Source organism: Vibrio sp. S457-15 (assembly GCF_000960545.1).
GTDB classification, from domain to species: domain Bacteria; phylum Pseudomonadota; class Gammaproteobacteria; order Enterobacterales; family Vibrionaceae; genus Vibrio; species Vibrio parahaemolyticus.
Map to the genome: position 1 here is coordinate 95,477 of NZ_JYOQ01000065.1, position 17,693 is coordinate 113,169.

A 17,693-nucleotide genomic window follows, 5' to 3' on the forward strand; every position below is an offset into this window, starting at 1 on the left:
GGAAAATATGTTGATCAATATTCAATTCTGCCTATACTGCACGACTGTGTAGTAAATTTTAAGTCTATGGAGAAGCCAGTGCGAAAACAAACTATAAAGCACACTTTGATTGGCGCTGTGGTGACGTTAAGTCTCTCTATGTTGCTGACAGGGTGTAATAAAGCCATATCAGAACCGGCAGAGCCTTTAATCAAACCCGTTAAATTACTTGCTGTTAAAGATCTTACGGTTGACGACTCTGACGCTTTTCTTGCGCGTATTGATGCAACGTATCGAGCGCAGTTGTCTTTTCAAGTTGGTGGGGAAGTTGAAAAGCTACTGGTAAGAATGGGACAAGGGGTAGAAAAGGGTGAAGTGCTCGCCACACTAGACCCGAAAGATCTGCAATTGGCTTTAGACGCGGCGCAAGCCCAATATGCACTGGCGAAAACTCAGTGGGAACGAGCAAGAAGTCTGTACAGCAAAAAACTCATCAGCACCGATAGCTACGATCAAAAAGAAACGCAATACAAAGCAGCGTTGGCAAGTTTTGAACAAGCGAAAACCGATTTGAGTTACACCAAAATTCAAGCGCCATTTGACGGTGTGGTGTCGTACACCTACGTGAAGCCGTATCAAGTGGTAGGTGAAAAGCAAGAAATCCTCAATTTGATTGATAACACCACGCTGGATGTTTCTTTCACTTTGCCCGTTAGTTACGCGGAGTCTGTCTCTCTGTCTGCACTAAAAAACGCAGAGATGTGGGTAACGATGGACAGCGAACCAAGCAAACGTATTCCGGGTAAGTTCAAAGAAATCTCAACGCAGCCAAACATCGATACCAACAGCTATGAAGCGATTGTGACGATCACTCGGCCAACCGATCGCAACTTGCTCACTGGGATGACAGGACAAGTACACATTGCTAAGCAAAACAAGTCTAACGCCATGACGTTACCGACATCGGCTTGGGTAAACAAGCAAGAGAGCCAAGGTGAAGTTTGGGTGATGGATAGCTCAACGCAACAAGTGAGCAAGGTGACATTGTCACTAAATGAAAGTGGCGCGATTGAGTCAGGTTTGGACAACAACGACTACGTGGTTATTGCTGGCGTAGAACGATTAGTCGAAGGGCAAGTGGTGAAAGCTTGGATTCGTGAGGAAGGCATTTAATGAAGCATTCTCTATTCGCAGTATCGGCCATCGCCTTGGCCGTTCTTACTGGTTGTCAAAGTGATAGCCAAAACGTAGACGAACAACCGTTGTATGTTTCGACCATTTCAGTTGACGCGCCAGTGAAAAGCCAATATCGCGCGTTTAAAGGGCTAGTCGTTCCTGCTGAACAAACACCCATGGCATTTCGTCGCGCCGGTGAAATTCAACACGTACTAGTGAAAGCTGGTGACGTAGTGAAAGAAGGACAAATGATCGCCAAGCTGGATGACAGTAAAGAAAAGCAAGCGGTAAATGATGCTGAAGCGCAATACACGCTTGCGATTCGCCAGCTTAAACGTGGTGAAGAACTGCACGGTCGCCAAATGATATCCAAAGCAGAACTGGATGAGCTGACCGCAAACAAGGAACTGGCAGAGGCAAACTTCTATAACGCCACCAACCAGTTGAACTATACGCGTTTATTTGCCCCGTTTGCAGGCAAAGTCTCAGACGTTTTCAAAGAGCGTTTTGAGCGCGTGGCGATTGGCGAACCTGTACTGAACTTGTATCAAAACGATGTGGTTTATGTGCGTATCGAATTGTCTGACAACGTGTTAGCGATGGTGAACCCAACCGCACAAAACATGAGTTATAAGCCGCGTGCGACGTTCTCTGGTATTCCAACAACGTATGCGCTGGACTATTTAGAGCACACTAGCGAGCCAAACTCAGAAACACAGACTTATGAGATGTACTTGACCATGCCTCAACCAGAGCAAGAGATTCTTCCGGGCACCAGTGTGAGCGTGATGGTCGATATGATAAAAGCCGGTATCACTTCTATCGATGGTTACAACATCCCAATGACGGCACTTCAAGCAGGCAACGATGATAATGAGTTTTTTGTTTGGAAAATGAACAATGACGCTGTCACTAAAGTGCCTGTGGCGATTTCACAAGTTAACGGTGAAGGGGCGATTGTCTCATCGGGAATCACTCAAGGTGATGTGTTGGTTAATTCAAACCTGCGTAAATTACGCGAAGGTAAGCATGTGGATGTTGTGGAGAAGGAACAATAATGAACATTGCTGAGTATTCCATTAAGAACAAAGTCATCAGTTGGTTGTTCATTGTTATTCTTGCTATCGGTGGGGTGACTTCATTCCTAGAGCTTGGTCGATTAGAAGACCCTGCGTTTACGATTAAGGACGCGATGATTGTCGCGACTTATCCTGGGGCGACCTCCAAAGAAGTGGAAGAAGAATTAACATATCCGCTTGAGAAAGAGATTCGTAAACTGCCGTACATTGATCGAATCACGTCGACCTCTTCGAATGGTATGTCGCAGATCATGGTCAGTATGAAGATGGATTACGGCCCAGACGAACTGCCACAGATTTGGGACGAAATGCGCCGTAAAATCAACGATCTGCAACCAACTTTACCGCAAGGTGTGCAATCTCTGCAGATTATTGATGACTTCGGTGACGTGTACGGTGTCATGTTGATGCTGACGGGCGACGATTACGACTATGTCGAGCTCAAACGCTATGCCGACCACCTACGACGTGAAATCGAACTAGTTGATGGCGTGGGCAAAGTAGACATTGCAGGTGACCAGCAAGAGATGTTGTTCGTTGAAATCTCGCTTGACCGCCTTGCGTCTCTGAATCTCGATATGAACGTTGTTTCTGGCTTGCTTAACCAACAAAACAACGTAGTTTCGGCTGGCGAAGTTATGGTGAATGGTGAAAGCCTCGTTATTCGTCCTAGCGGTACGCTGAATACCGTTCAAGCGTTAGAAAACCTGATCATCCACGGTCGTGATACGGGTAATTTGATTCGCTTAAAAGACGTTGCGACGATCACCCGAAGTATTCAAGAAAAGCCGGGCAACATGATTTTGTTTAACGGCAAGAAAGCAATCAACATCGGTATTTCGTTTGCGTCTGGCGTTAACGTAGTGGAAGTAGGCGAGCGCCTTAACGCTGAGTTAAGCAGTTTAGAGTCCATCAAACCTGCGGGTTTGGACATGAGCTATTTCTACAACCAAGCGCAAGAAGTCGATGATTCTGTCAAAGCGTTTGTGATCAGCTTAGCTGAGGCGGTAGCCATCGTAATTATTGTGCTGTTGTTCACTATGGGCTTACGTAGTGGCGTGATCATTGGTGTGGTTCTTCTGTTGACGGTGTTTGGTACGTTCATATTGATGAATTACAACAACATAGAACTTCATCGAATTTCGCTCGGTGCGTTGATCATCGCATTGGGTATGTTGGTGGACAACGCGATTGTTGTGGTTGAAGGTATTCTGGTTGGCCTGAAGAAAGGGCGCACAAAGGTTCAAGCTGCCGTCGATATCGTGAAACAAACACAGTGGCCTTTGCTTGGCGCGACAGTAATCGCAATTACCGCGTTTGCACCAATCGGCTTATCTCAGGACGCAACTGGCGAATTCATGGGCTCACTCTTCTGGGTGTTGTGTTTTTCATTGTTCTTGAGCTGGGTTACGGCAATTACACTCACGCCTTTCTTAGCAGACCTGCTTCTAAAAGAAGAAGAGAAAGACACGAACGGTGAAGACGAAGACCCTTACAAAGGCTGGTTGTTCGTTGTATTTGGCGCATTGCTTAAATTCTCGTTACGTTTTCGTTGGATGACGGTCGCTGCGATGGTGGCGTTGTTAGTGGGTGCCGTTATTGCGTTTGGCAATGTGAAGCAGCAATTCTTCCCACCTTCGAATACGCCGATGTTCTACGTTGATATGTGGATGCCAGAAGGTACGGATATCCGTCAGACCATTAAGCAAGCGGAAAAAGTAGAAAGCTATATTCGCCAGCAAGATGACATCGATTTTGTCTCGGTTTCGATTGGCCAAGGTCTACAACGTTTTGCATTGACGTACCAACCGGAGAAAAGCTACGAGGCTTACGCTCAGTTCCAAGTGCGAACAACTGACCGTGACAATATGTTCAAGCTGCTTCACAAGCTGGATGACAATTTAGCGAAGGTGTTCGATGAGCCTACGTTCCAGTTCAAACTGATGGAATTTGGCCCGTCTCCAGCGTCTAAAATTGAAGCGCGTATTACTGGCCCAGATCCGAAAGTGTTGCGAGAGCTAGCGGTTCAGGTGGAAGACATTCTTCACACGGATCCAGGTGCGAGAAACATTCGCCACGATTGGCGTGAAAGAACGAAAGAACTTGTGCCCGTCTTCAACGAATCCAAAGCGCGTCGCCTTGGTATTTCGAAAGAAGATCTATCAAGTACGCTGCAAATGGCGTTTGGCGGCAGCACGTTTGGTGTTCTGCGTGACGGAACTCATACGTTACCTATTATGATGCGTCTACCTGAAGCGGAGCGTGTGGACTTTGAATCGCTACAAAACGTGAAGATTTGGAGCCCGTCATTACAAACGTACATTCCTGTCGATCAAATCATTGATGGTGTCGAACTAGATTGGAGTGAGCCTCTGATCCAACGCCGAGACAGAAAACGTACCTTAACGGTGTTGGCTGACCACGATGTATTGAGTGATGATACGGCGGCAAGTTTGTTTGCTCGTGTACAACCAAAAGTGAGGGCTTTACACATCCCTGAAGGGTACGAAATTACTTGGGGTGGGGAATACGAATCATCGAAAGATGCGCAAGAAGGGCTATTTGGTTCTCTGCCGATGGGCTACTTGCTGATGTTCATCATCACCATTTTGCTGTTTAACTCAATCAAAAAACCGTTGGTGATTTGGTTTACGGTTCCGCTTTCCATTATTGGTGTGGCGTTTGGTCTACTGACAACTAACATGCCATTCAGCTTCACTGCATTCCTTGGATTGCTTAGCTTGAGCGGGATGATTTTGAAAAACGGCATTGTGTTACTTGATCAAATTAATTTGGAATTAGAGTCTGGCAAAGATCCGTATCTTGCGATTGTAGATAGCGCGATCAGCCGTGTGCGTCCAGTAAGCATGGCGGCACTGACAACGATTCTAGGGATGATTCCACTCGTGTTTGACGCCTTCTTTGGCTCAATGGCGATTACGATTATGGCAGGTCTTGGTTTTGCAACGGTACTAACATTGATTGTTGTACCAGTAATGTTTGCGATTCTATTTAGGATTAAACCGACCACTGCATAAGGACTCCTGACTTATCTAAGTCAGCTTCCTGCCTAGCCCTGAGGGATTTCCTCAGGGCTTTTTTCGTTTTAGAACTTGTAAGAGACGCCAGCGTAAAGTGAGCCAAGCATGATGGTTAAGTCATCGTAAGTTTCGTCAATTACAAATGTGTCTACTTCATAAGCGATGCGGAAATTCAGATTCTCGATCGCTTTAGGTGAGTATTCGCCACCAACACCTGCACGGAATGACGTTTCTGCTTTTGACGAAGAGCCAAAATCAAGTTCGGTACGACCAAGGCCGACCGTCGCAAACGGACGCCAGCCACTGTCAAAGGTGTAACCTAGGTTCGCCATTAGAGCGATGTTTTCAGGTTTTACCATTGTGCGTGGTGCATCTTCAAACTTGTCAAAAATATCACCGTAGCGTGTGTATTGCGCTTCGATTGCGACGATACGGTTGAACTGGTAACCGCCAAACAGTTTGTATGTGGAGTCGTTAGAATCCAGATTAACCGCATACGGCCAAACACTGTCGTCATAGACAGTTGTAACCCCGATACCACCACCAAGGTAAAAGCCTGATACGTCTTTTTTCTCGACATCAGTTTGATTTGCTTGCGCGAATGCTGAAACAGCAGCTAACAAAAGGACAGCTTTTTTCATGTGTAATTAACTTTATTATTTTGATTAAAACGAAGTGAAATATAAGAGGCTTTATCTGCATTTGGGATTTTTCATCGGCTACTTGAAAAAACACAAGTCACCGAAGCGTTAGTTAAGCAAATAAGTCGCACCTCTCATGCGTGCAGCATAACGAGTCAAAAAATAAAGGTTAAGTATCGAAATGTATGGTTTTGTCAGAAGAGGGGGAAATAAAAAACACCTCCCTTAACCGGAATTTAAGGGAGGTGCTGAATGCCAAATCGAGGGTGGCATTGTTAATTGCTTAAGTGTTAATCGCTTAAGTTTTGCTTATGCAGCAACTTCTTGTTTTGCATCCGCTTTGTTTTTTAGGAATGCATAGGTAAAGCCTGTTACCGCCGTACCTGCAGCAATTGCTACCAAGTACATCAAGACTGGAGAAATTGCGTTAGGGATAAGCAGTACAAATAGACCGCCGTGAGGTGCCATCAGTTTCGCGCCGAATAGCATAGATAGAGCACCTGTTAGAGCGCCACCAGCCATACAAGATGGGATTACACGCATTGGGTCTTTCGCTGCGAATGGGATTGCACCTTCAGAGATAAAGCACAGACCTAGCACGAATGATGCTTTGCCCGCTTCACGCTCGTTTGGTTCAAACTTGTTCTTCGCAAGGAAAGTGGCCAGACCCATACCTAGCGCCGGCACCATACCTGCCGCCATGATTGCAGCCATTGGTGCGTAAGTTTGAGAAGCCAATAGACCTACACCGAATGCGTAAGCTGCTTTGTTTACTGGGCCACCCAAGTCGAAGCACATCATTGCGCCAAGGATAATACCAAGTAGAACGGCGCTGTCTGAACCCATGTTGTTTAGGAAGTCAGTAAGGCCATTCATGATGCCAGAAACCGGACCACCAACGATGTAGATCATCACAAGGCCCGTAAATAGCGTCGCAACAAACGGGATGATCAGAATCGGTTTCAATGCTTCCATTGATTGAGGAAGTTTTACTTTATCTGCTAAGAGCTTCGCTGCGTAACCTGCGATGAAACCAGCCGCGATACCACCAAGGAAACCTGCGCCAGTAGAGCTTGCCAACATACCACCAACAAGACCCGGAGCCAGACCCGGACGGTCAGCAATTGAGAAGGCAATGTAACCAGCAAGCACAGGGATCATCAGCGCAAACGCAGAGCCGCCGCCGATGGTCATTAGTGCGGCTGCCAATGTACCTTCTTCTTTAAACGCTTCAATACCGAATACGAACGATAGGGCGATGATCAAACCACCTGCGACGACGACAGGAAGCATGTGCGAAACACCCGTCATCAAGTGTTTGTATGCGCCTTTCTTCTCGTCTGCTGCCGAAGCAGAACTTGCAGCGCCTGAATGTTGGTAAATCGTGGCTTGTTCGAACGCTTTGTCCATCTCTTCAGCGGTTTTCTTCAGAGCTGGGCCAGTCTTTGTACGGTACATTTTTTTGCCGTTGAAGCGATCAAGTGGCACTTCGATGTCCGCGGCAATGATAACCAAGTCCGCATCTGCGATTTCTTGGTCAGTTAGTTGGTTCTTCGCGCCAACAGAGCCACGAGTTTCCACCTTAATTTGGTGACCACGACGTTTGCCTTCTTCTTCTAAAGCTTCTGCTGCCATGAAGGTATGCGCAACGCCAGTAGGGCACGCCGTAATAGCGACGATTTTCTTGGTTGCAGAAGCACTTTCGACAGGCGCTTCAACTGTGGTTGCTTGTTCAAGTGTTGCTGCACTTTCGACTGCGGTCGTTAAGAATGCGGTAGCGTCTTTTGCCACCGCGCTGATTTCTGCTTGGTAGACTTTTTTACCTACGAAACGAGAAGTATCAACGGCGGTGTTCGCCGCGATTACGATCGCGTCAGCTTGTTCAATGTCAGCGTCTGTCAGCGGCGTTGGAACAATAACACTGGATTGGCATTCAATCTTGGCGTTCCAATCTAGTTTAGCGGCCGCTTGTTCTAATAGACCCGCCGCAAGGATGCTATTAGCAACACCACTAGGGCAGGCAGTAATAATGGCAATATTCATACTGATAACCTTCTGTTCCTTAGTTTTTGTCTAAGTTCGTATTAGGGTAAAGCTCGCTGACTTGTGTTTGCAGCTTAATGTTTTCCAGTTCTTCTTGACTGGTTAGCCCCACGCCAACTTGGCTAACTGCTAAAGCAGAAAGCGCTGTCGCGAAGCGCAATAAATCGTGTTTCGGCATCACTTGCATGTGACCCCAGCATAAGCCTGCCACCAGTGTGTCGCCCGCACCTACGGTGCTCACCACATTCATGCGTGGCGGTTGTGCGCGTAGCCACTCGCCTTGGTTTAGCCACATCACACCGTCAGCGCCCATCGACACAACAATGTTCTCGATGCCTTTGTTACTGAGGGTTTGTGCTGCCACTTGGCACTGTTCTGGCGTTTCTAGATGCTCATCGACAAAGTCACTCAGCTCTTCATCATTTGGTTTAATAAGCCACGGATGAGCATCAATACCTGCACGTAGAGCGGCTTTGCTGCTGTCGAACAATACTTTTTTGCCTTGTTGATGCAGTTTTTCAATCCATGCTGCGCATTGCTCAGCGGTTACACCACCCGGTAAGCTGCCAGCTAGAACGAAGTAGTCGTGAGTGTCTGCAAGGCGGAAAAGTGTCTCTTCAAAACGCGCAATTTCTTCTGCCGTTACTTGAACGCCAGGAAAGTTGATGTCACTCACTTGGCCATCGGCTTCAACCAGTTTTACGTTGATGCGTGTTGCACCTTCAACTTCAACAAACTCGTTTTTTACGCCAATGTCGGTGAAAAGTTGATGGAACAGCTCTGGGTTGTCTTTACCCAAAAAGCCGGTCACCGTAACGTCGGCGCCAAGGTCGCTCAGCACTTTTGCAACGTTAACGCCTTTGCCTGCCGCGTGAAGGCTACTTTGTTCAACAAGGCTGACTGAACCTACCTTTAGCTCGTCGAGCGAGCCTGTTAGATCAAGCGCAGGATTCAGCGTGATGGTCACAACTTTGTTTGTTTTTAATGCTGTCATTTGCGTGCCCCTTAACCTTCACCTAGGCCAGAAGCAATCGCGTTGCCGATAGACTCCAGCGCTTGAGCCGCATCTGGGCCTTCAGCAGAGAACTGCAATTGGTGACCGTGTTTCACACCAAGGGCAATCACTTTCATCAGGCTTTTCGCATTTACTGCTTTACCATCACCATCTAGGTTTGCCACGCGAATGTTTGATTCGAATTTCTTCGCTTCTGCAACCAACATCGCACCCGGACGAGCGTGAAGGCCATGTGCGTTTTTGATCTTAAAGACTGCTACGTTGCCATCTTCGGCTGGCGCAGCCACTTCTTCGCCTTTGAATAGCGCAAGAATCTGTTCTGCAGAGGCATCTAACAGCTTATTGTGTTCGTTGTTGAAAACGATTTTAGACAAGTTGTTCAGAATTGATTGGTGAGCGTTGTTACAAGCAGCAAACGCAACCAAAGCACGCACTTTTTGGCCTTCGTATTCGCAATCGTTGGCCGTCGAGACAAAAGACACACCGGTGCGAGAAACGTGCTTATCGCTACCAACTAGCCATAAACCGTTGCCAAGATGAGTCGGTGCTTTTGTCACGAGATCAGCAACAAATTCAGCGCCAGCACAGCCAGTGTTTTTCAAGAGGCCACCTGCCACAGCGCTCATCTGTACCATATCGCTTGCAGGGAAAAGCAGCTGGATAAGAGACGCATCGAAGTCCGCTTCAAGCTGAACATCACCATGAAGTAGGGCAATGATGTCTTCTTCGTTTTTTGCATCGCGAAGACGCTCTTCCACGCCATCAGCACCTAGCACTTTGGTCAGTTGCTTCAGAATGCCTAAGTGCTCGTCTGATTTTGCCGCGATCCCAATCGCAACGAAGACTTTGTTTCCGTCACCCCAATCCACACCTTCAGGAAAGTGGTGAACAGCGACGCCAGTGGTTTTTACCATCGAGCGAGTGTCGGTTGTGCCGTGAGGGATCGCGATGCCGTTACCCAAAAACGTTGAGTTTTGGTTTTCACGATTTAGCATGCCTTCCACATAACCTTGTTCAACAAGGCCTTTGTCTGTCAGGCTTTGCGCAATATTCTTGATTGCTGCAAACTTATCTGTCGCTGATTGCGAGAGGGTAATGTCGTTCTTGTTTAGCTTAAGCATGGTGCTTCTCCAGCCTTAAGGTATTCGTACCAATCAAATTAAAAATGTATTCAGTCTTGCTCTAGTTTTGTTGTGTCTTAGCTAAATATCCTTTCGATAATGAATCGATTCAGCTAAGTGGCAAATTTTTTAAAAGACTTAGCAAAATGTTTTAAAAATCTGACGCTAAACACCCCTTGAGCAGTATTGCTTAAAGCCTAGACGAAGACTTACTGCATTGCCGGATTTTGGTGATTTTCGTCAATTTTTAGATTTTGCTGAATCCTTTCAGCTTTTATACTGAATCGGTTCAGCTTATAATTCAACTTATCGTAAGATCGTTGATGTATTAATATGATCGCGCGCACAGAATAGGGTTGAGAATATGACACTGGATGAAATAGCCAAATTGGCAGGGGTTTCAAAGACAACTGCAAGCTATGTAATTAACGGAAAAGCGCAGAAATACCGCATCAGCGAAAAGACGCAAAAGAAAGTGATGGCGGTTGTCGACGAGTACAATTACAAGCCGGATCATGCCGCTTCTTCGTTGCGTGCCGGTAACTCGCGTTCGTTTGGACTTATCATCCCAGACTTGGAGAACACCAGTTACGCACGCCTTGCAAAACTGATTGAACAAAACTCGCGTAAGGCGGGTTATCAAATTCTAATTGGCTGCTCAGATGATGATCCGGAAACGGAGAAAAAGGTTGCTGAAGCGCTAATCAGCCGCCGAATTGACGCGCTATTTGTCGCAAGTGGTATGCCATCGGCTAGTGAGTATTATCTCAAGTTACAAAACTCGGGCACTCCGGTTATAGCACTTGACCGTCCAATGGATGATGAGCATTTTTGTTGCGTTATCAGTGAAGATTTTGATGCTGCTTTTGAGCTTACAGAATCGGTACTGTCACCAGAGATCGAAACCATTGGTTTGATTGGTGCGTTGCAAGATCTGCAAGTGTCGAAAGAACGCGAACTGGGTTTTCGGTCTGCCTGCCAAAAAGACGATACGGCAATGACCGTCGGTTATGGTTTGCACTTCTCTCGTGAGGAGGGAAAAAAGGTACTGGATAAATGGGTTCAAGCAGACAGTTTGCCTGATGCGATCGTGACGACTTCCTACACGTTGCTTGAAGGCGTCCTGGACGTAATGCTTGAAAAGCCAGAACTCATGAGTCAAGTTCGTCTGGCGACATTTGGTGATAATCGACTGCTGGACTTCTTGCCAGTGAAAATCAACTCTCTGCCTCAGCAATTTGAGTTAATTGCTGATAGCGCGATGGAGTTGGCACTGAATGCCTCGGCCAAACGTTACAAACCGGGTGTGGAGCTTATTCCTCGCAAAATTGTCAAACGACAATAGTCTCGGCACTTACAATTTCACTTCGACCGTCAGTGACACAAACGCGTGATCGCTGGCGTTTTTGTCGTTCTCATAGGATGGGTTAATCAGGTGTTGTTCTAACACTTGATAATCAATCACTTCCGCTACCGATACATCCGAATGTGTATCAAACTCTTGAGAAAGCAGGATGTAATCCAGCACGTTCCCCGTAGAAAAGTGGTAGTGAGTCGCTGGGCGCACCTCAAGAGACGAGCCCGTTTGCAGATGCCAACCATCCTTTAGTTGCAATTCAGTGACGCTGTCACTAAATGTTTCGATAAGCACATTATTAACGCTTTCTTTTGAGATGGGCTGGTTCATATCACCCATTAACACGGTCGGTATCGGATGTGCTCGATATTGTGCCTGCATCGCGTCTCGCAACATGGCCGCTTCCCAACCGCGTTGCTGTGTAGACAACCAACGAGCCATTACGCGACTTGATGGTTCTGGCGTTTCGGTATCCGCAGGGCGTTGAGATTTGAGGTGAGTGACATATATGGCAATGTGACCAAGGACTGGGTGAACGACTTGCGCATAAATCGGCTTGCGACTGAAATCGGGTGCTTCATTTACCCCAAATGGCGTGAGTGAGTTTGAATCGAACTCTACGCGTTTTACATCCTCAATAGGAAAGCGAGACGCAATCGCGACGACGGGGCGAGAATAAATATACTCGTCTTCTATTTTTGGGGTATCGACCGTTGCGAAATACGGAAAGCCAAGTGACAAAAAGTACGCGCGGGTCTCTTCGATACTGAACACCTCTTGCAGACCGATAATGTCCGGTTCGAGCTTTTCTAATTGGTTTTGCGTCCAAGCAAGTTTGTCTCGCCACTGCTCTTGGGAATAAATATTCTCGAAGTCGTAGTAGGCGTTCGGCGGTGCGACAAAATTAAACAAGTTAGCCGTAACAAAGGTAATTCTGCTTGGTTGAGACAAAGTATTCGCTCTTTTTAACAATAACCTGGAGAGTATATACCTTCGGATTATGGAATTGCAGCCTCGTTTGAAGTTGGCATTGACGTAACAGCTTGCGAATGGTCAGTTAAATAGGTCAAGACGTGCTCAAAAGCCACAAAGAATCTGCGATAGAGCATTGGCTGAGGTTTCTATTTTGGGGCATTGCGTTTAAACTTCAGAGCATCAAATATGAAGAGTAAATAACATGACCCAAGATTACGACCACGAAGAGTATTTAGAAGGCGACGAGATTGAAATCGAAGCGATCGGCATTGATGTTGATGCGCATCCTATCGAACTGTATAAGCTTTTTAAAATCGCAAACTTGGTCAGTGGTGGTGGCGAAGCAAAACATATCATCGAAGAAGGTTATGTTGCGGTGAATGGCGAGCTAGAAACACGTAAACGCCGCAAAATGTACGATGGTGACTTTTTTGAGTTTAACCAAGAATACTATGTGGTGGTTTGTGACGCGCCAGTGACAGAACCAGAAACGGCAGAACAAAAAGCGGAAAATAAAGCGAAGAAAGAAGCGCAATCTACTCGTAAAGAGAAGTCTCGCCAAAGTAAGCCGCCTAAAGCGAAAGGCACAGGACCTAAATCAACGGGTCGTAAAGCGGCACATAAAGAACGCAAAGCACAAAAAGAAGCATTGACTCAATCTGCTAAGAAAGGCAAGAAAGAAGACAAACCACAAGCAACGCGTGACCCGAAGAGTGGACGTAACTCTATCGACTTCTTCTAAGCGATAGAATCATATAAGCGATTGAATCTTAGCGTTCAAACCCATACATACCAAAAGCGCCGACATGTGTTCGGCGCTTTTTTGTTGGGATAGTTTGTGTGGCTTATGCGGCATGACGAGATAAGCTTAATGCACCGTGCATTGGCAGGTTGCGTATTCTGTCCAGTGATGAATTGCACTTGGTTTACCGAGATAAAACCCTTGATAATAATCGAGTTCCAGTTGACGCATGGCTTGCAGCTGGTTGTTCTCTTCAACGCCTTCGATAATCACTTTGGCCCCCATGGTTGCCGCTAGATCTACCGCACTTCGAATGGAAAAGGTATCACCAGCGCAATAATCGAGTAGATAAGAGCGATCAATTTTAATTATGTCAGGACAAAGCTGCTGAACGCGGGCAATGTCGGAATGCTGCGCGCCAAAATCATCGATGGCAAAGATAAAGCCATTCGCCCTCATTAACTGCACGGCTTTGATTAGTAAATCAGTATCACCGCAGGATTCTTCTACAACCTCAAAAACCACATCAGACGGGGTCATACCCAAATCGGCAAGACGTTTGTAAAGCAAGCCGTTGTCTTTAAAGCCCATGTCTTTGGTGAGCGTGAGTAGGGTTTGAGGCATAACATTGAGAAAGAGCTTAATCGGCGTTCCGGCAAAGTGACGAGCGAAGTTTCTGATGTGCATGGCTCGGGATAAAAATTCAACACATAAGCGAAAGTAAGGGTCGATACTTGCGTTGGAGAGAAAAATATCTGGGCGAATTTGAACGCCGTCTGCGCCATGAATACGAAGGAGGGCTTCCATTCCAATAACGCGTTGGTGCTTATCAAAAATCGGCTGATAAACACTGTGAAAAGTGAATTGGTTGATGACTACGTAATATTCCCCAAGACCGTCCTGTCTTATGTACTGTTCGTAGTCAGACTGTTTCTTTAACTCCATGAAAAACGCCGAGAATTTAGCATTGAGTCAATGTAACAGGATGCAGTTCCAATTTGAAGAATCAAATGTGTCTAATTGCATGTGCTATTGAGTTAGTTTGAAATAGATTCCGATTTTTTCTCAATATATCGAAAAATGAGTGACAGACCGAAACAAATCAAGAAGTAAGAAAAGCCAACAATCAGCCAAATTTCAAAGATATATCCTGATGAGTTTGCCATCTCTGTCCCAACGAAAGTCATTTCTTGTATAGAAATTAGCGAAACGATGGAGGTGTCTTTCACCAAAGAGATGGTTTGACCGGCAAGTGCAGGTGTTATTGCTTTAAGCACCTGTGGCGCGATAACGAATCGGTACTTCACCCATCGAGACAAGCCCAATGAATCCGACGCTTCCCACTGACCTTGGTCGATACTTTGTAAACCTGCGCGCACAACTTCTGCTATGTAGGCAGAAGAGAGTAAGCCGACGCATAACACACCAGAGGCAAGATTTTCCCAAAGGTTAGAAGGTCCAAAAAGAAAGCTTTGTAGCGCGTTTGGTTCACCGTTGTAGTTTCGTAGAAGATCTTCTAAACCGAGTAACGGGATCAATTGGTTAGAAATGAAAAAGTAGAAAATAAAAACAAAAACCAACGGTGGGATGTTTCTTACCAACTGAATAAACGCGTTGGCAGGTGTACGCAACCAAACAGAGCGAGAGAAGCGGGCTAAGCCTAACAAAGTGCCAAGCACTAATGCGAAACTGATGCCCCAAATACTGAGCCTTAACGTCGAAATCAAACCTTGGAAGAAGTAGGGCAAACCACCGTCGGATCTTGGTGTGAAAAGTAGTTCAAATGCCTCTTTCCACTGCCACAAATAATGCACACCAACGCTGGAACGATGGTACAGCCAAACACCACCAATACCACAGATAATAAGCAGTACCCAATCGAGCGTGTTGAACCGAACTAGAAAGGAACCTGTGTTGGCCTTGGTGGGTGCTGTGCGAGTGGTGGTTTGTTCGCCCAAAAATTTAACTCCGATAGATGATGGAAAAGTAAAATAGATGATTCAAAAGTATAGGCTCGCGGAGACCACGAGCCTTTTAGATTACTGCCCTTGCGCGACTTGATCTTGCCAATCTAATGTCGAGAACCAGTATTCATAACGCTGTTTTAACCATCCATCTTGGGTTCTTTCTTCAATCCATTTATTGAAAAAGGCTTTTTTATCTTCCTCCCCTAAGCGAACCGCAAAGGCTTCGTTACCTTTTGATAATCGCTCAGAGAATGGAAGGAATAGCTTGTCGCTGTGTTTCACTGTCTCGTGTTCTGGTTTTGGGCTAGAAGCAATAACCGCATGGGCGTTACCATTCAGCACCTCTTGGAACGCCTGCGCATCGTCATCAAATTGCAGAATCTTCGCTTTCGGGAAGGTGTCTCTGGCTACTTGAACGGTGAATGCGCCGCGACGAGCCGCAATTTTTACGCGTCGTGAGTCAAAATCGGAGAATTCGCTAAAACCAGAAGCCAGTTCTTTATTTGCTGCTACTTGAACACCGGAGTGCGAGTAGGGCTCGGTAAACAACACGCTTTTGGAACGCTCAGGCGTGACCGACATACCGCCAATGATCACGTCGAACTTTTTCGCCAGTAGTGCGGGAATAATGCCATCCCATGCAGTCGGTACAAATTCCACTTTCAAACCTGAATCTTGTGCTAAGCGTTTGGCCACATCGATTTCAAAACCGATTAACTCACCTTGCTTATTGCGCATTGCCCAAGGAACAAATGTTGACATACCAACGCGCAAAGTGCCTCGTTCTTTGATTTGATCGACATTGGGAGTGGCAACGTCTTCTTTCGCGAGAGTAGGCATAGCGATGGCTAGCCCTAATAATGCAGTAATGGTCGCTTTGAATAACTTCATGTTATCTCCTTATAATTTGCGCCAACTGGCTCCGAGTTTGTGTTCTAGCCATGCAGACAAGCCAGAAAGTGATAGAGTGAGAGCAAGATAAATTGCTGCCACGGTAAACCAAATTTCGAACGGCATCGCTGTCTCCGAGACGATGTTGCGTGCCTGTGTTGTTAAATCAAAAATCGCCATCACGCTTACAATGGAAGAGTTTTTGATCAAAGAAACCACTTCATTGGTCAATGGCGGTAATGTGCGCTGTAAAACCTGAGGCAAAATCACGTCTTTGTATGTGTAAAACGGTGATAACCCGAGTGTTTGTGCTGCTTCGAATTGCCCTTTAGGAATACTGTTTAAACCTGCGCGGAATATTTCCGCAGTGTAGGCACCTTGGAAAAGGGACAATGCCAAAACGGCGGTACTGAATCGGTCCAAACCAATCACGGGGCCAAACACGAAGTAGAGCAAATAGATTTGCACCAACAACGGCGTGTTACGTATTACCTCGACATAAGTGGTGCCAATAACATTGCCGACTTTCGAATCGCTAAGCCTTAGTAACGCGGTGAACAACCCCAACACTAAGGTGAAGAATAGACTAATGACCGAGATGTTAAGCGTGACCAATAACCCATCGATAAGTTCTGCTGGCCACCATTCGCCATCTTCATAAAAAGCGATGTAATCAGGTACGCGTTCCCATTGCCATTGATAGCCCATAGCATCAGCACCAGAGTCCAACACCCACACAATCGCGATGAAGAGGAGCATCATTTGCAATAAAGCTTGAAGGACGGGTTTGATTACGCGAACTATCATCAGTAACTTAAAATTTGGTTCAAAAATGCTTGGGTTCGTGGATGCTGCGGTGTCTCAAATAAGGCGATCGGTGAGTTCATTTCCACGATTTGGCCTTCATCCATAAATACCACGCGGTTCGCTACTTTTTTGGCAAATCCCATTTCGTGAGTGACGCAAATCATCGTCATTCCGCTTTGTGCCAGTTCAACCATGACATCCAACACTTCGTTGATCATTTCCGGATCAAGCGCCGAAGTCGGTTCGTCAAACAGGAGTAAGTCCGGTTCCATACATAAGGAACGGGCAATCGCGACGCGCTGCTGCTGACCGCCGGAAAGCTGGATGGGGTATTTGCTCGCTTGTTCTTCAATATTGACGCGCTTGAGGTAATGTCGTGCGCGTTTTTCAGCTTCTTGTTTTGACAATTTGAGTGTGCGAATCGGCGCTAAGGTAAGGTTTTCCAGTACAGTCAAATGAGGAAAAAGGTGGAAGTGCTGGAACACCATGCCGATTTTACCGGGCTTGAGGGATTTTGCATGAGAAGGCTGGTCAAACACATAAAGTTGGCCTTCTTGAATCGATTCAAGATGGTTGATGCAACGAATGAGCGTTGATTTTCCTGAACCAGAAGGGCCACACACCACGACGATCTCGCCAGAATGTACGGAGAAGTTGATATCTTTTAGAGCGTGGTAATCGCCATACCACTTGTTTACGTTGCTAAATTCGACGACGGGAGTGTTCTCTTTCAAAGGGGCACGCTTTTAGGGATAACAATCGCTCTACAATAACAAGTTGTGAATGCGATTTCATTAAGTTAACGCTCATATTCCAAGAGTCAGCGAATGGTTGGTTATATCGTGCGCAATAAAAAGGA

Annotated in this window: 15 protein-coding genes; 5 read left to right on the top strand and 10 right to left on the bottom strand. The window is 46.2% G+C overall.

Translation table 11 applies throughout. The annotated features are described in order from the left end of the window. Positions 1-66: 66 nt before the first annotated feature. The 3 genes from vmeT to vmeV are packed head-to-tail and all read left to right on the top strand — an operon-like array spanning position 67 to position 5,272. Positions 67-1,152: a multidrug efflux RND transporter periplasmic adaptor subunit VmeT gene (gene vmeT, locus UF05_RS08125; RefSeq protein WP_082063985.1), complete on the top strand. Its 1,086-nt coding sequence runs from the start codon at positions 67-69 to the stop codon at positions 1,150-1,152. Then, the gene (gene vmeU / locus UF05_RS08130) at positions 1,152-2,213 is read left to right on the top strand and encodes a multidrug efflux RND transporter periplasmic adaptor subunit VmeU (RefSeq protein WP_021448484.1); all 1,062 of its coding nucleotides are present in this window, start codon (positions 1,152-1,154) and stop codon (positions 2,211-2,213) included. Before vmeT ends, vmeU begins: the two co-directional genes overlap by 1 nt. Then, positions 2,213-5,272, top strand: coding sequence for a multidrug efflux RND transporter permease subunit VmeV (gene vmeV, locus UF05_RS08135; RefSeq protein ID WP_045546015.1), 3,060 nt, complete (start codon positions 2,213-2,215; stop codon positions 5,270-5,272). The genes vmeU and vmeV overlap by 1 nt, the downstream gene beginning before the upstream one ends. A gap of 68 nt (positions 5,273-5,340) precedes the next feature. On the opposite strand, the gene UF05_RS08140 is transcribed toward vmeV, so the two are convergent. The 4 genes from UF05_RS08140 to fruB all read right to left on the bottom strand — a co-directional run bounded on the left by UF05_RS08140 (position 5,341) and on the right by fruB (position 10,095). Further along, positions 5,341-5,916, bottom strand: coding sequence for a porin family protein (locus UF05_RS08140; RefSeq protein ID WP_005454197.1), 576 nt, complete (start codon positions 5,914-5,916; stop codon positions 5,341-5,343). Between the two features lie 309 nt (positions 5,917-6,225). Beyond that, complete coding sequence (gene fruA, locus UF05_RS08145; protein WP_045546016.1) at positions 6,226-7,959, bottom strand: PTS fructose transporter subunit IIBC; 1,734 nt, start codon at positions 7,957-7,959, stop codon at positions 6,226-6,228. A gap of 19 nt (positions 7,960-7,978) precedes the next feature. Then, positions 7,979-8,953, bottom strand: coding sequence for a 1-phosphofructokinase (gene pfkB / locus UF05_RS08150; protein ID WP_045546017.1), 975 nt, complete (start codon positions 8,951-8,953; stop codon positions 7,979-7,981). Positions 8,954-8,964: 11 nt separating this feature from the next. Then, positions 8,965-10,095 (bottom strand): fused PTS fructose transporter subunit IIA/HPr protein, encoded by a 1,131-nt coding sequence (gene fruB, locus UF05_RS08155; protein WP_025535209.1) that lies wholly within the window; start codon positions 10,093-10,095, stop codon positions 8,965-8,967. A 364-nt stretch (positions 10,096-10,459) separates the two neighbouring features. Between fruB and cra the strand changes: the two genes are divergently transcribed. After that, entirely contained in the window at positions 10,460-11,440 is a 981-nt protein-coding gene (cra, locus tag UF05_RS08160; RefSeq protein WP_031782020.1) for a catabolite repressor/activator, read from the top strand. Between the two features lie 9 nt (positions 11,441-11,449). Here cra and UF05_RS08165 read toward each other — a convergent pair whose 3' ends face one another. Continuing rightward, positions 11,450-12,403: an endonuclease/exonuclease/phosphatase family protein gene (locus UF05_RS08165; protein ID WP_045546018.1), complete on the bottom strand. Its 954-nt coding sequence runs from the start codon at positions 12,401-12,403 to the stop codon at positions 11,450-11,452. A gap of 226 nt (positions 12,404-12,629) precedes the next feature. Between UF05_RS08165 and UF05_RS08170 the strand changes: the two genes are divergently transcribed. After that, positions 12,630-13,169 (top strand): RNA-binding S4 domain-containing protein, encoded by a 540-nt coding sequence (locus UF05_RS08170; RefSeq protein ID WP_045546019.1) that lies wholly within the window; start codon positions 12,630-12,632, stop codon positions 13,167-13,169. 126 nt (positions 13,170-13,295) lie between these two features. Here the strand turns inward: UF05_RS08170 and UF05_RS08175 are convergent, their stop codons facing one another. From UF05_RS08175 to UF05_RS08195, 5 genes are all read right to left on the bottom strand, one after another. Then, positions 13,296-14,114, bottom strand: coding sequence for an EAL domain-containing protein (locus tag UF05_RS08175; protein ID WP_005479128.1), 819 nt, complete (start codon positions 14,112-14,114; stop codon positions 13,296-13,298). A 92-nt stretch (positions 14,115-14,206) separates the two neighbouring features. Then, complete coding sequence (locus UF05_RS08180; RefSeq protein ID WP_045546020.1) at positions 14,207-15,127, bottom strand: amino acid ABC transporter permease; 921 nt, start codon at positions 15,125-15,127, stop codon at positions 14,207-14,209. Positions 15,128-15,208: 81 nt separating this feature from the next. Beyond that, the gene (locus UF05_RS08185) at positions 15,209-16,027 is read right to left on the bottom strand and encodes a transporter substrate-binding domain-containing protein (RefSeq protein ID WP_045546021.1); all 819 of its coding nucleotides are present in this window, start codon (positions 16,025-16,027) and stop codon (positions 15,209-15,211) included. A gap of 9 nt (positions 16,028-16,036) precedes the next feature. Next, positions 16,037-16,834 (bottom strand): amino acid ABC transporter permease, encoded by a 798-nt coding sequence (locus tag UF05_RS08190; RefSeq protein ID WP_045546022.1) that lies wholly within the window; start codon positions 16,832-16,834, stop codon positions 16,037-16,039. Next, positions 16,834-17,568, bottom strand: coding sequence for an amino acid ABC transporter ATP-binding protein (locus UF05_RS08195; protein WP_021454503.1), 735 nt, complete (start codon positions 17,566-17,568; stop codon positions 16,834-16,836). The genes UF05_RS08190 and UF05_RS08195 overlap by 1 nt, the downstream gene beginning before the upstream one ends. Positions 17,569-17,693 lie beyond the last annotated feature (125 nt).

Excerpts from the sequence above, each read along its gene's own strand:
- vmeT (WP_082063985.1), top strand. The coding sequence starts at position 67 with ATGGAGAAGCCAGTGCGAAAACAAACTATAAAGCACACTTTGATTGGC.
- vmeU (WP_021448484.1), top strand. The coding sequence starts at position 1,152 with ATGAAGCATTCTCTATTCGCAGTATCGGCCATCGCCTTGGCCGTTCTT.
- vmeV (WP_045546015.1), top strand. The coding sequence starts at position 2,213 with ATGAACATTGCTGAGTATTCCATTAAGAACAAAGTCATCAGTTGGTTG.
- UF05_RS08140 (WP_005454197.1), bottom strand. The coding sequence starts at position 5,916 with ATGAAAAAAGCTGTCCTTTTGTTAGCTGCTGTTTCAGCATTCGCGCAA.
- fruA (WP_045546016.1), bottom strand. The coding sequence starts at position 7,959 with ATGAATATTGCCATTATTACTGCCTGCCCTAGTGGTGTTGCTAATAGC.
- pfkB (WP_045546017.1), bottom strand. The coding sequence starts at position 8,953 with ATGACAGCATTAAAAACAAACAAAGTTGTGACCATCACGCTGAATCCT.
- fruB (WP_025535209.1), bottom strand. The coding sequence starts at position 10,095 with ATGCTTAAGCTAAACAAGAACGACATTACCCTCTCGCAATCAGCGACA.
- cra (WP_031782020.1), top strand. The coding sequence starts at position 10,460 with ATGACACTGGATGAAATAGCCAAATTGGCAGGGGTTTCAAAGACAACT.
- UF05_RS08170 (WP_045546019.1), top strand. The coding sequence starts at position 12,630 with ATGACCCAAGATTACGACCACGAAGAGTATTTAGAAGGCGACGAGATT.
- UF05_RS08175 (WP_005479128.1), bottom strand. The coding sequence starts at position 14,114 with ATGGAGTTAAAGAAACAGTCTGACTACGAACAGTACATAAGACAGGAC.
- UF05_RS08185 (WP_045546021.1), bottom strand. The coding sequence starts at position 16,027 with ATGAAGTTATTCAAAGCGACCATTACTGCATTATTAGGGCTAGCCATC.
- UF05_RS08190 (WP_045546022.1), bottom strand. The coding sequence starts at position 16,834 with ATGATAGTTCGCGTAATCAAACCCGTCCTTCAAGCTTTATTGCAAATG.